General features: G+C 44.8%; 13 protein-coding genes. 10 read left to right on the top strand and 3 right to left on the bottom strand.

Features of this window, described 5'->3' with window-relative positions:
* Positions 1-170: 170 nt before the first annotated feature.
* Positions 171-1,427, bottom strand: coding sequence for an LD-carboxypeptidase (locus W293_RS0101920; protein WP_025650844.1), 1,257 nt, complete (start codon positions 1,425-1,427; stop codon positions 171-173).
* 271 nt (positions 1,428-1,698) lie between these two features.
* On the opposite strand from W293_RS0101920, the gene W293_RS0101915 reads away from it, so the two are divergent.
* Positions 1,699-2,157 (top strand): YkvA family protein, encoded by a 459-nt coding sequence (locus W293_RS0101915; RefSeq protein WP_025650843.1) that lies wholly within the window; start codon positions 1,699-1,701, stop codon positions 2,155-2,157.
* A 119-nt stretch (positions 2,158-2,276) separates the two neighbouring features.
* On the opposite strand, the gene W293_RS0101910 is transcribed toward W293_RS0101915, so the two are convergent.
* The gene (locus W293_RS0101910; RefSeq protein WP_025650842.1) at positions 2,277-2,582 is read right to left on the bottom strand and encodes a hypothetical protein; all 306 of its coding nucleotides are present in this window, start codon (positions 2,580-2,582) and stop codon (positions 2,277-2,279) included.
* A 388-nt stretch (positions 2,583-2,970) separates the two neighbouring features.
* Entirely contained in the window at positions 2,971-3,525 is a 555-nt protein-coding gene (locus tag W293_RS0101905) for a hypothetical protein (RefSeq protein ID WP_217271560.1), read from the bottom strand.
* A 449-nt stretch (positions 3,526-3,974) separates the two neighbouring features.
* Here W293_RS0101905 and dnaQ point away from each other — a divergent pair, with 449 nt between their 5' ends.
* The 9 genes from dnaQ to W293_RS17140 all read left to right on the top strand — a co-directional run.
* Complete coding sequence (gene dnaQ / locus W293_RS0101900) at positions 3,975-5,576, top strand: DNA polymerase III subunit epsilon (protein ID WP_025650840.1); 1,602 nt, start codon at positions 3,975-3,977, stop codon at positions 5,574-5,576.
* A gap of 161 nt (positions 5,577-5,737) precedes the next feature.
* The gene (locus W293_RS0101895) at positions 5,738-7,420 is read left to right on the top strand and encodes a hypothetical protein (RefSeq protein WP_025650839.1); all 1,683 of its coding nucleotides are present in this window, start codon (positions 5,738-5,740) and stop codon (positions 7,418-7,420) included.
* A 191-nt stretch (positions 7,421-7,611) separates the two neighbouring features.
* The gene (gene nudC, locus W293_RS0101890; protein WP_025650838.1) at positions 7,612-8,580 is read left to right on the top strand and encodes an NAD(+) diphosphatase; all 969 of its coding nucleotides are present in this window, start codon (positions 7,612-7,614) and stop codon (positions 8,578-8,580) included.
* Between the two features lie 100 nt (positions 8,581-8,680).
* The gene (locus W293_RS0101885) at positions 8,681-9,514 is read left to right on the top strand and encodes an RnfABCDGE type electron transport complex subunit B (protein WP_025650837.1); all 834 of its coding nucleotides are present in this window, start codon (positions 8,681-8,683) and stop codon (positions 9,512-9,514) included.
* 53 nt (positions 9,515-9,567) lie between these two features.
* Positions 9,568-10,263, top strand: a complete 696-nt coding sequence (gene nth, locus W293_RS0101880; RefSeq protein WP_025650836.1) for an endonuclease III — start codon at positions 9,568-9,570, stop codon at positions 10,261-10,263.
* Positions 10,264-10,353: 90 nt separating this feature from the next.
* Entirely contained in the window at positions 10,354-10,950 is a 597-nt protein-coding gene (locus W293_RS0101875; protein WP_025650835.1) for a DJ-1/PfpI family protein, read from the top strand.
* Positions 10,951-11,112: 162 nt separating this feature from the next.
* Positions 11,113-12,279 carry a methionine adenosyltransferase gene (gene metK, locus W293_RS0101870; RefSeq protein ID WP_025650834.1) on the top strand — a complete coding sequence of 389 codons (1,167 nt, stop codon included), beginning with the start codon at positions 11,113-11,115 and terminating at the stop codon, positions 12,277-12,279.
* A gap of 158 nt (positions 12,280-12,437) precedes the next feature.
* Positions 12,438-12,734, top strand: coding sequence for a DUF3144 domain-containing protein (locus tag W293_RS0101865; RefSeq protein WP_051395061.1), 297 nt, complete (start codon positions 12,438-12,440; stop codon positions 12,732-12,734).
* A 114-nt stretch (positions 12,735-12,848) separates the two neighbouring features.
* On the top strand, positions 12,849-13,249 hold a 401-nt coding region (locus W293_RS17140), incomplete at its 3' end, for a helix-turn-helix domain-containing protein (protein ID WP_037028747.1).

Genomic DNA, 13,249 nt, shown 5'->3' with positions numbered 1-13,249 from the left:
AATAAATTTATCACAGCAACAATTTTTATATAATTCATTCGATATAAAAACGATACAGCGAGATGAAACGTTGTTTTTTGCAGCCTCTGTCGGCGTAGGCACAGCACGCAAGAAAAACAACGTTTCATTGAGCGACCTGATAACTACGTATCTGATTTATTTGGATTTGACTATAGGCTTAAACTTTTTTGCCACAAGCCTTCGACATGAATGGCATCGGCTTTAATCGTTGGGTAATCATTAAATACCAATTGATAGCCACCAACTGTATTTGGACTAATCTGACACCTCGCGCCAAGTGTAAAGCTGTGCTTTTGCCCAATATGACCAAAGCGCATGCCGCTATAAATCGGCAATCCTGTCAGCTGATGCAATTGACGAATGACGGTGGCGACATCATAACGCTTATCATAACTGTCCTCACCGCTACCCGATAACGCACCGAATACAATCGCTTGCTGACCTTTAAACACCCCTGCCAAATACAAATCATAGAGCATGCGCTCGATGCGGTAAGCTTGCTCGCCGACATCTTCTAAAAATACGATACCGCCAGCAATACGTGGCAAATACTCACTACCTGCCAGCGCCGATACCACGCTTAGATTGCCACCCCACATAGTGCCGGTTAGATTTTTTGGCTCAGAATTTGTCAGAATACTGGGTAAATTTACACTGGTTAACGACGCATCTGCTATATTGATAGTCAGATTGGGATTGGTTAATGCTTCTACAAATTGGCGACAGCTGACTTGGTCGGGTTTGGTTTTGCCAAACTCGCTATAGAGCATCGGCGCGGCAAGTGAGCTCATACCGCCTTTTGCCAGTAGCGCACACTGAATCGCGGTCACATCGCTAAAGCCCGCCAGTATCGTGCCGCGCTCCTTCATAATACGACCTAAAGTTGACCAATCAACCATCGGCAATAAACGCATCGCACCATAGCCGCCGCGTACACCAAGTAGCAGTTTAGGCGCTTTAATCGCACCCGTAGCAATGTTTTGCAAATCACTAGCGCGCTGCGAATCCGTACCCGCAAAGCGTAAATACTGCCGTTTGGTAATCGCAGGATTATCCACCTTAAAGCCCGCACAAGCCATGCGATCTAACGCCAACTCATTACGCTCGTCACTACCGCCGACATTGGAGCTGGCAAAAAGCCGCGTCTCAATATTTGGCGTGATACAACTCGTTTGCACCTGCAATGTTTCGGGCGCTGCTTGTTGTGCTTGTCCTGATGGCAGGCTCTCATCCATCAACGCCGTTGGCAGATCATCTTTGGTAAATTGCGTGCTGCTATCTTGCCCAGTAGTATTAGCAGCCAGTGCTTGAGTAATGCTTTGGGTCGCTAACAGCCCTGCCCCTGCGCTGATTCCGACTTGACGTAAAAACTGGCGACGATTCAGCTCAGAAAATTTCTTAGTCATTATTCTACCTTTTTTGCCATGCAGCTAGGGTCTGTTGGACAGACGTCTTTAGCACACGTTAAATATTTGTTTTATAAGATCTCATAAACTGGATTATAACGCAGGTTTGGACAATATCGCGTCTTAGGATGGTTTAGCTCAGCTCAATCTATCGCTGCTATAGTCAACAAAACGATACAGAATCACTCACAGTCTTATTTGGCTGAAGTCGCTACTCTTGTTATAGTAAAGGGCGTTCAATAGTCTTTAACAAAAAATAAGGAATATGAGTATGGCTGACAAAGAGAAAGATAATAAAAGCCTGATAGACAGTATTAAGGTCATTTTAGGTAAAGAAGATAAGCTCAATGACCAGCTCGAAAACGGTCGCGGCCTTGAGCGTTATGCTAAGGATTTGCTACTGCTGATGAGTTTAGTCAAAGATTATTATCAAGGCAACTATCGCAATATTCCCTACAAAACTATTTCTGCGGCAGTGGTCGGTCTGCTCTATGTCCTGAACCCTATTGACATCATTCCAGATTTTATTCCCTTTATCGGTCAAATCGATGATGCATTGGTACTGAAATTTTGTCTCAAGCTCATGGAAAAAGACTTGCGCAAGTACAAAACTTGGAAAGATGAGCAGACAGCTTCTAAAGATGAAAAGTCTAATAAAGACGCTGCCTCAAAGCCGACTGATAAAAAGCTAGAAGATAAAAGTAACAGCTCAAAGAAAACAGATAAATAATCTAGTAAACAATCACTTATAAAAAACACGATCAATGAGGCACTCACTGACCGTGTTTTTTACAAGCTTAAAATAGAAACCTTTTAAGCTATTTATACATTTACCTTTTCAACTCTTTATCAATCTGGCACATCATAACGGGCTTTTTCTGGATTAAGACCGAATGAATAAACAAAGGTCGCAACGAGGCTGTTTATAATGATAAACGGCAAATCGATAGCGGTATGCCCAAGCAAGTAGCGACCGATGAGCCATGAGATAATGAGCATAACAATAAAGAACCCGCCCAAATACGCCAAGATGGCTGGATGCTTAAGATTATAAGGCTGCTCAGGTTCAGGTTTTTTGTTTAATACATAGCTTCTTATCGCCCAACCAGCCGCATAAGAAAACCCACCCAACACCACATAACTAAAAAAATTCATATTACCTGACTCTAATGACTTGACTACTTATGAGAAAAGACTGCTTATAAGAAAAGACTGATTATGAGAAAAGATTGTCTATAATCGATGAGATGTACTTAGGGTCTGTTGAACATTCAAATATTAGGACTGCTGATTGCTAAAATCGTCCCAAACTAGGCGTAAACCGACGATAATGTCGAGACCTTAGCTAGGTTTACAACAACGTTTGGGGTGATTTTAGCATCAGCCTTCCAGGGCAGGGCTATTTTTTGCCAACACATGGCGAAATTATCTAACCTAGAATGACTAGGCGTCAAAAATTTCACTGCGTATTGTCTAAAAAATAGCCACTGCCAGTGCCACATTTGAATGTTCAACAGACCCTAATGCTAATCAGACCATTTTCTTAGCTGCCTGTACCGACATTATCAATGATAATATTGGCATGGGGATTGGCTAAAATATCAGTATTAACGTCATCACACTCTACGCGATAGATAGTATTGGCACCGCGATAGATATACGACAAATACTCACTGTCCAGTAGCGGATCGATATTGGCATAGACAGGCTTCACATGAGCCAGTACCAGCACCCTATCGGGACGGCCGATGACTGCATCGACATTGTCAGGGTCGATAGAGAAAAACGTGGGTATCTCGCTATTTTCGAGTACTTCTAACGGTTCAGCGTCATCCCAAACACGCTTGGCGCTTGCTGGCTCCTTCATTTGCATCACCCAAGCGCCGTCCTGTTGACTGACTTTTATTTGCGCAGGCTCGTCATGACTGACCGTATAGCAGCCTTCAAAGACAGACAGATCTGCTGCGGCTTCAACCACGTCGGTATCGGCTTGGGTATTACTATCATTACAAGCGCTCAACAGTAACGCGCTGCTTGCCGTGATACTGACCATCAACAGCGTCAATCTTTTATAAAAAACGTTTGAGCGTAAGGACATAATAGGGTTATCCTGCATTCATGCATTAAAACTTTTAGGAAGCAAGCCGTTGATAAACAGTATCGTTAATTTTAATTGTTAATGGCGAAAAAGTAGCCATGACCATCGTTATTTAAATGGCAGTTTACGCTATTTTTTATGCATTCATCTTTAAAACGACGCAGCCACTTTGAGAATTGCTACTAGTGCTATTTTGGGTTAAATACGTTGATGCTCGTGCTGCCAAATGCTGGTCAGCTTGGCGCAATCCTGCTTATTTTAACAGAAAACTGCAGGGTTACTATTATGATATGTGGTTTTGCGATTTTGTGCGTTACGATTGCCCATATCAGCGATAGATTTGTTATACTCAAGCGCAGTTAAGTGGTGCGCCGCTATTGTTTTTATGGTGCTCCCAAAATCTCTTAACGCCACCCTACGTTTCTCATTTATTAGGTCACAAAGTTTTTATGTCAGACAATCGTACCTCTACGCCACATAGTTATAAAGACCACGCGATTGATCCGTTGGCCGCCAAAGCAAACACCACAGTGGCCTACACCGATGGCGCCTGCAAAGGCAACCCGGGCGCTGGTGGTTGGGGCGCGCATTTGATATTCAGTGATGGGCGTACGCAGGATTTATATGGTGGCGATAAAGAAACGACCAATAATCGCATGGAGCTGATGGGCGCGATACAAGCATTGACTCATAGTCCACATGAGCAAAACCTCGAGATTTGGACAGACTCCAGCTATGTCAAAAAAGGCATTACCGAATGGATTGAAGGTTGGAAAAAACGAGGCTGGAAAACAGCCAGTAAAAAACCCGTTGCCAATCAAGACCTTTGGCAACAATTAGATGCACTATGCCAACAGCGCGATGTTGACTGGCACTGGGTGAAGGGTCACGCCGGACATGCGGGCAATGAAAAAGCCGATGAGCTGGCAAACTTAGGCGTGACGTCCAGTAGTGAAGCATCATCGAGCATAGAGTCGCAAGAAATGGCTAAAAAAAAAGAGCAAATAATGCCTGATAAAGCACAAAGTGGCTCTAATCAAAGCGCCTCTAATCAAAGTGGCTCTAATAATGATGACTGGCTAAAATATGATCCGTTGGGTCTTGATATCGATGATGAGCTTGACGAAGAAGCGCTCGATGATGAACCATTCGACAACCCTTTATTAGACGAACAAAGCCATGACAATGCTAGCAAACCAATGAGTACCCCCAACATGCCAGAAGCCCAGACGATGACGACTGACACTATAATAAATAATGATAATCCAGATATGGCAACTGATGAGCCAAAATTTGATGGTGACACCAGTCGTGCCAATCCATATTTTAAGCCATTGCTACCCAAGCCGATACACCGTCACGAGTCCGATCGCCAGCTCATTATGGATACCGAGACCACCGGACTTGATCCACAAAAAGGCGACCGTATCATTGAAGTTGGTATTGTTGAGATGATCGGGCGCAAATTCACCGGTGAAAAGCTACACGTCTATATCAACCCGCAGCGCGGGATGGATGAGGAAGTGATTCGCATTCATGGTATCTCTGAAGCGTTTTTAACCGACAAGCCAACCTTTGATCAAGTCGCTCAGTCACTCTATGACTTTATGGACGGTGCCGAAATCATCGCTCACAACGCCACCTTTGATATGAACTTCTTAAACATGGAGTTCGCTAAAGTTGGCATGCATGACTTTGCACAGCGGGTAAAAGTCACTGACTCGCTAGTCATGGCCAAACAGCAATATCCAGGACAAAAAAACACCCTAGATGCCCTCGTGCGCCGCTTAGATGTCGGTAAACAAGACCGTACTTTCCACGGGGCATTATTGGATTCCGAGATTTTAGCTGAAGTCTATCTAGCAATGACGGGCGGTCAGGTCACCCTCGCCATCGAAGAAGACTCACAAGCAGACGGCGGACAAACAGCCCACGCCAGCTTTGCTAATTTGGCGTCCTTATTATTAGTGTCACCCACCGATGAGATGGCCAGCCAGCAGTGGTATAGCGAGTTGGCCGAACAATATCCTGAATTAAAAGCAAACATGTAGCACGTGATTAAAATAACCTCTTATATTAAAATAACCTCTTATACTGACATTTGGATACGGTAGTCTTGATTGTTATAAGCGTTAGCCTTTACGCATAAACGCCTGTTAACTCATCCTTTAAATGATCGCTATTTTCATCAGTACGTTATGGAAAAACACCTATGAACCAGTCTGCCCAAATGAAATTAACTGCTCCCACGCTTAGCGTTACTGACTTTAATTTGCCATCGCTACATTTGTTGCATGATGAAATTATCGTCACCCTTAAAGACACTGAGATTCATCTAAGCGAATTTAACGATGATAACAGTCAAGCGCCTTTATTATTAGACTCTATTACCGTGCTAAAGCAGCTGTCTTGTATTTTTGAGCTGATTTCTTTGGTTGGTGCAGAAGTGTTAAATACCGCCATCGTCAATGGTCTGCAGCGCCTTTATGACAGTGGTGATAATAATGATACTGCCTTGATTATGGATTTATCACAAGCCATCATGACCCTCGATCGTTATGTGGAATTTGTACTGTTGACAGAGTCAGTAGAGCCGACTTTATTATTACCAATCATTAATAAGCTTAATGCTCATGGGCAGCTAGCGCCAATCGAATCGGATTATTTTGCGACATTTGGTAGTAGCAGTGTCATTATTGCCAATCCTGAACAGAACTTTCAGCCCCTGCACGAGCTTAACCTCGACAGTGAGCTGCTGACCTATGCGTATCGTAGTGGTCTTGGTATTGCACTGCTCAACCAAGATGGCGTAGTAACTCAAGACGCTCAGAAAAAATTAGATGCCATGAGTGCTGCTTGTGCTTTGATAGCTGCTCAGAGCAAGAGTCTATTCTGGCAAGCTGCCGCCGCCGCTGTCACTGATATCGCGACCATTTTGCCGCTTAACCTCAGCCAAAAGCATACGCTTATTTATTTAGAGCAGCAGTTCCAGAGCTATCTACCTATCATGGACACGCGTTTTGCTGATCTAGTCAGCTTTGCCTGTCAGCGTGATAATGAAGCGGCGCAACTGCTGCGTGAACAATATGCGGTTAACCAATTAGAAGACCCACAGCGCGAACAAATGAAGCGCTTCTTATTCGGTCCTAACCGCGCGCTGACAGACACTTTAAACGCTATTATTCAGACTCAAATCAATACGATTAAAGAAGATGTGGATAGCTACGCGCGTGGTGATTCGCTCAATCCTGCTGATATGCAGACGGCACAAATTATCGAACAGCTGACGGTACTGGGCTCAGCATTACGCTTGTTGGGACTGTCAAATGCCGCGAGCAGCCTGAGTACAGCAGCCGACGCGGTAAGCAAGTGGCGTGCGCCCTCGCCTGAAGATTTCGATCATTTACTCTTGGCATTGATGCATGCTGAAAATGCCACTATTTCCATGGCTGAGATGCATACCCCTGGGGCTATCTATCTGCCGCTGAACAACCCCCATATCTCATTGCATCAGCTCAATACTGCCTATGATACGTTAATACAAGAAAGTCGTACGGCTATCGCCAGTGCTGAGCAAGCGATTAATGATTATTTATCTGAGCCTGAGCGCGATATGCTCAATATTCAGAATATACCTGAAATGCTACGCCAAGTGGCAGGCGCGGTACGCTTTTTGCAACTGCCGACCCCAGCTAGCATGCTGAGCCAATTGGCCAATTATATACAGCAGCGCATCGAAAGCGGACACCGTATCGATGATAGTACGCTGGCTTATATCGCTGATGTGATTATGGCTGTCGATCATCATTTAGATGGTTTTGAGCACAATCGTCCCGTGAGTAAACAGGCGCTTGATGTTGGTCAACAAAGCTTAAGCCAATTACTTGCCGCTTAAGAATGATAGCGGCGACGGCGCTGTGATAACGATTGATTTTGAATGTTACTTTTGAATGTTACTTTTGAATGTTACTTTTGAATGTTACTTTTGAATGTTACTTTTGAAATAGTTACTTCAAAACAGCCACTTAAAGCAAGTTCGCTCTTCATTTGCTACGTACTTACTTTAGACTGTTTGGAAACCTGCTTATGACTCGCGCTTTTGTATTTAGTGATGATACCCTCCTCTGCCGTCAGACGATTGACGGTTGGTGGCCATTACAAATCCAACTACCACCATCTTCAAATGCAAACGACAATGGCAACCTACCAGTGCCCGCCTATCAAATAGGCAACGTCGCCCTACTCGAAAGCCTAGCGCCACATCACTGGCAGTCTGATGCTGACAGTAGTATCAGTGATGGTACAAAGGGTTTGCTTGCGCCTGAAACTGCCGAGAATAATGTCGCTTTTACTGCGCAAGCGGCCAGTGCCATCACTTATGATTATGCGATGGCGCATGATATCGCATTGCCCATCATTGCAGAGGGCAGCGGGAACGCTTTTGTACCGTATCGACAGCTTATTACCCAGCTACCTGCCGCCTTATCGGCTCAGATTAGCCAAGCAATACAACTGTTACGCTGGCAAACCGATACGCAGTTTTGTAGTCGCTGCGCATCCCCAGTCGTTCATGCCACAGCAGATGAGCGCGCCATGGTCTGTCCAGTATGCCGATTACGCCAATACCCTCGTGTCCAGCCTTGCGTTATCACCGCTATCACTCGTCCCAATCCACAGACGGGAGAGATGCAAATCTTACTCGCTCATCACCATCGCCATGGAGAACAAAAACGCCCTCTCATGTACGGCTTGATTGCAGGTTTTGTCGAAGTGGGTGAAAGTTTAGAGCATGCGGTCGTTCGTGAAGTGGCAGAAGAGGTAAATATCAGCCTATCAAATATTCGCTATGTCAGCAGTCAGCCATGGCCATTTCCTTCCAATTTAATGCTTGGTTTTCGCGCATCTTATGCGGCTGGCGATATTGTAATACAAGAAGATGAGCTGTCGCACGCCGATTTTTTTGACCTCTCTAATCTGCCCAAAATACCGTTTAAGGGCAGCATTGCCTACGAGCTGATTGCCCAAGTTGCCCATGAGCAAGGCATCGTACTATAGTAGATTGACTATAGAATTAGACTAAAAGACAATCATTTCAATATTTATATCTATTTTAATAACGACAGTCTTGATGACTGATGTTAAGGTTTTTAATTAAATGCAAAGCAGTCGTAATATTCGCCTAATCAATCTGCCCATCTTGTTCGATACCTTGCGTATCGAGACATTGCCTGCTGATATGCAAGCAAAAATTGCCCGTATCGATGCTTGTCTGCCGCAGACTCAGTGCGGTCTGTGCGAACATCCAGACGGTTGCTTGCCTTATGCTACCGCGATTGTAGTGGATAACGAGCCATACAATAAATGCGTGCCGGGCGGTCAACCAGTTACTGATGCTATTGCGCAAATCGTCAATCCCGCCAGCGCTACAACAACCCTTAGAGCCGCGCCATCTCAGTGGCCGATAGATGCCACATCGATGCGACCGACCGAGGTACGTGCCGTTATCCGTGAGGATGACTGTATCGGCTGCACCAAATGCATACCCGCCTGCCCCGTCGATGCCATCGTCGGCACTGGCAAGCACATGCATACTATCTTTACGGATTTATGCACGGGCTGCGAGCTGTGTATCGCCCCTTGCCCAGTCGATTGCATTGATTTGGTCACTATTGAGCGCGAGCTGTCTATCTCTGAGCGCGAGGCAGAACAAGAGGACTTAAGGCTGCGCTATCATACGCACCTTAGGCGCGTCACTGAGCAGCTTGCTGACAGCAGCAATAGCAAGCCTGTTGTCAGTATGGTAGAGGCAAAACTGAATAATGCCGCCAGTCAGTCTATAGATATCAGTGAAGCTCAAGCAAAAAACACCATTGCCGCTGCCAAGCTGCGCAGTAAAATTAAAAAATTAGAAAAGCAGTTAAATGTGCGTCCAAATGAGCGCAAAAAAATAGAACTTGAAGGATTAAAAACTGAACTTGCACAACTTTAATAGCGAGTACTCACTTCTGAATAACCAACGAATAAAATCATAGTAAAAATACCATGAGTAAAACTGTCAAACACAAAACTGCCGATACCCCGCCGTCTCGGCGTATGCCCAATCGTGACGTCCGTCCGTTCTTTGAAAAGTTGGCAGCAACGATTGATGAGCCGGTCACGGAATTACATTATAGAAGTAATTTTGAGCTACTGATTGCCGTCATCTTATCGGCACAAGCGACGGATGTCAGTGTCAATATTGCCACCAAGCAATTATATCCTGTGGCGAATACCCCTGAAGCCATCTTGGCATTGGGTGAAGAGGGTTTAAAATCCTATATAAAAAATATTGGCTTATATAATGCCAAAGCCAAAAACGTCATTAAAACCTGCCAAGATTTGATTGAGAAATTTAATAGTACCGTTCCTGATAATCGTAAGGACTTAGAATCACTCGCTGGCGTTGGACGTAAAACTGCCAATGTGGTCTTAAATACCGCTTTTGGGCAGCCGACCATGGCAGTCGATACGCATATCTTTCGCGTCGGCAATCGTACTGGCCTCGCCACTGGTAAAAACGTGTTAATCGTTGAAAACAAGCTGGTCGAACGTATCCCAGATGACTTTATCGTAGATGCGCATCATTATCTGATTTTGCATGGCCGCTATACCTGTCAGGCTCGCACACCCAAATGCGGTGCTTGCCCTGTTTATGAGGAATGTATGTTTAAGGACAAAGCCAAGTTTTTAGAACTATAGCTTTCAGGATTATATTTTTTGGAATTGTAGTTTTTAAGATTATAGTTTTTGGAATTATAACCATTCTTTATTTAGAATTAAGGAATCCTAATGCATACGCTGACTGCCCTACTCTTTGATGATTTTGAAACATTGGATCTGTTTGGACCTATCGAGATGTTTGGCTGCTTGCCTGAGCACTATCGTCTGCAATTTGCCTCACTGAGTGGTGGTATCATTCACAGTAAGCATGGCGTTGCGATGCAAACGGTCGCTGTCACAGAATTGGCGTATCAGACTGATATTGTATTGATGGTTGGCGGGATGGGTACTCGCCAGCAAGTCTATCACAAGCCGTTTTTGCAGGCGCTTAGGGCATTGGTTGAGCACGCTGATTGGGCGCTTAGCGTTTGTACAGGCAGTGCATTATTGGCTAAAGCTGGTGTTCTGGATGGCAAGCGTGCAACGTCTAATAAGCTCTCATGGCAATGGGTAATATCGCAGTCTGATAAAGTTGATTGGGTAGAGCAAGCGCGCTGGGTCGTCGATGGCAAGTTTTATACTTCTTCAGGGGTTAGTGCTGGCATGGATATGGCGCTTGGCTTTATCACTGATAGACATGATATAGAGACGGCTCGTCAGATCGCTCACTATACTGAATATCGCTGGCAAGAAAATAGCGATATTGATGACTTTTACCGTGGCTAATCCATGCCTAGTTACTTCTTAGTATTATCCATCGCTAGAGTTTTCACTCAATTCACGGTAAAATGTCATAATTTTTTGATTCACTTTTGCCTTATTTTTCCGTTAACATTTAATCATGACTGAGTTTATAGATTACAGTCCTTGCCATTAAGCGATCCAACTATGCGCGAATACAACTTATTTACCTCAGAATCTGTGAGCGAAGGCCATCCTGATAAAATGGCTGACCAAATATCAGACGCTATCCTTGATGCCATCTTACGTGAAGATCTCCATGCCCGCGTTGCCTGCGAAACTTTGGTTAAAACCGGTGCCGTGATATTGGCAGGTGAAGTGACCACGACGGCAAATATCGATGTTGAGCGTATCGTACGTGATACCGTCAATGGTATCGGTTATCACCATTCAGACTTGGGTTTTGATGGCGAGACCTGTGCGGTCATCAACATGCTCGGTAAGCAATCTCCAGAAATTGCCCAAGGTGTCGATCGTAGCGATCCTGAAGAGCAAGGTGCAGGCGATCAAGGCTTGATGTTTGGCTATGCCAGCAACGAGACTGAAGTATTGATGCCAGCCCCTATTGAATATGCCCATCGCTTAATGGAGCGTCAGTCTGAGTTACGCCGCGCAGGTGAGCTACCATGGTTACGTCCCGATGCCAAGGCGCAAGTGACCTTAAAATATGATGGCACTCGTCCTATTGCTATCGATGCTGTCGTCCTATCGACCCAGCATGACCCTAGTATCTCGCAGGCAGATCTGCAAGAAGCGGTGATGGAATCTATCATTAAGCAAGTATTACCAGCTGATCTACTGCATGCTGGCACTCGCTATCATATCAATCCCACGGGCAAATTTGTCATTGGTGGGCCAGTTGGTGATGCTGGATTAACAGGTCGTAAAATCATCGTTGATACTTATGGCGGCATGGCACGTCATGGCGGCGGCGCTTTTAGTGGCAAAGACCCTTCAAAAGTAGATCGCAGCGCCGCTTATGCCGTGCGTTATGTGGCCAAAAACATCGTCGCTGCGGGACTGGCTGACCGCTGTGAAGTACAAGTGAGCTATGCCATTGGGGTCGCTGAACCGACGTCTATCTCGGTCAACACCTTTGGTACTAGCAACATCAGCCATGACGAGATCATTCGCCTGATTCGTACCCATTTTGATCTGCGCCCTTATGGCATTACCCGTATGCTGAACTTATTGCAGCCTATGTATCAGCAGACTGCGACGTTTGGCCATTTTGGTCGTCCCGGCTCTGAAACTGCCTTTACGTGGGAAAAAACAGACAAAGCTGAAATCTTAAAAGCAGACGCAGGGTTGTAAAATATTACCTGATGCCCCTTAGTCTCTTACATACAGACCGTCTCTATAAATTGAAAATTACCGATACTTATTAGGAATTGCTTATGTCTCAAGACAATATTCAAGACAGCAACACTCAAGACAACAATGTTGATGCTAATGTTGAAATCACCCCTGAAATGCAGGCATTTTATCAACGTGCGGATGCCATCATCGGTGTAGCAAACAGTCAATTGGGACCTGATGCTCATTCAGGTCAAGTCGGCGCGTCTTTATTGTACGCCGCCGCGCGTTATAGCGCCTCAGTGGCCTCTATCGGTTTTGTTAAAGGCGATGACTTTGCCAAAGAAAAAGACGATATCGTCGAGTTCTATGTCAAACAATATCGCCAGATGCTAAGTGATAACTTAACCGATTATGCGCAAAACTTTGATAAATACGTTCAGCTTAATCAAGACGATAAAGTCGGTAAATAAAGCTTTTTAAATGCCTAGATTCAAATAAGAAGTGCAACGTTTTAAAAGAATGAGTTGAAGAGTAAGATGTGCCGTGTTGCATTTCAAACTTCAACTCCTACATATCAGAACGTTATGAAACACTATACACATCTTACCCAAGAGCAAAGATATCAAATATCAGCGCTATTGCAAGCTAAAAAAGGCATGAGTGAAATAGCTAGAATTATTGGCTGTCATAAATCAACGGTGAGTCGAGAGATAAGGCGAAACATGGGACAAAGGGGTTATCGCCCCAAACAAGCCCATCGATTGGCAAACGCGTGCAAAGTTGTGAATAGCTCACAGATCAGCCGCTTTGGCTGGTGCTATATTGATCATCTACTCAGCAAGCACTACTCACCTGAGCAAATCACAGGGCGACTGAGAATGCTGGGTTGGCAAGAGGTCCCAAGCCATGAATCGATATATCAACACATCTATACTGACAAAAAGGCAGGGGGTAACTTACATAGCGCCCTTAGATGTCAAAAGCG

This window comes from Psychrobacter sp. TB67 (assembly GCF_000511065.1).
Taxonomy (GTDB): Bacteria; Pseudomonadota; Gammaproteobacteria; order Pseudomonadales; family Moraxellaceae; genus Psychrobacter; species Psychrobacter okhotskensis.
The sequence above is the reverse complement of the archived record's forward strand: the minus strand, read 5'-3'. Positions and strand labels throughout refer to the sequence as shown.

Bases quoted from the DNA above. Each gene is read 5' to 3' on its own strand.
- W293_RS0101920 (WP_025650844.1), bottom strand. From the start codon at position 1,427: ATGACTAAGAAATTTTCTGAGCTGAATCGTCGCCAGTTTTTACGTCAA.
- W293_RS0101915 (WP_025650843.1), top strand. From the start codon at position 1,699: ATGGCTGACAAAGAGAAAGATAATAAAAGCCTGATAGACAGTATTAAG.
- W293_RS0101910 (WP_025650842.1), bottom strand. From the start codon at position 2,582: ATGAATTTTTTTAGTTATGTGGTGTTGGGTGGGTTTTCTTATGCGGCT.
- W293_RS0101905 (WP_217271560.1), bottom strand. From the start codon at position 3,525: ATGTCCTTACGCTCAAACGTTTTTTATAAAAGATTGACGCTGTTGATG.
- dnaQ (WP_025650840.1), top strand. From the start codon at position 3,975: ATGTCAGACAATCGTACCTCTACGCCACATAGTTATAAAGACCACGCG.
- W293_RS0101895 (WP_025650839.1), top strand. From the start codon at position 5,738: ATGAACCAGTCTGCCCAAATGAAATTAACTGCTCCCACGCTTAGCGTT.
- nudC (WP_025650838.1), top strand. From the start codon at position 7,612: ATGACTCGCGCTTTTGTATTTAGTGATGATACCCTCCTCTGCCGTCAG.
- W293_RS0101885 (WP_025650837.1), top strand. From the start codon at position 8,681: ATGCAAAGCAGTCGTAATATTCGCCTAATCAATCTGCCCATCTTGTTC.
- nth (WP_025650836.1), top strand. From the start codon at position 9,568: ATGAGTAAAACTGTCAAACACAAAACTGCCGATACCCCGCCGTCTCGG.
- W293_RS0101875 (WP_025650835.1), top strand. From the start codon at position 10,354: ATGCATACGCTGACTGCCCTACTCTTTGATGATTTTGAAACATTGGAT.
- metK (WP_025650834.1), top strand. From the start codon at position 11,113: ATGCGCGAATACAACTTATTTACCTCAGAATCTGTGAGCGAAGGCCAT.
- W293_RS0101865 (WP_051395061.1), top strand. From the start codon at position 12,438: ATGCAGGCATTTTATCAACGTGCGGATGCCATCATCGGTGTAGCAAAC.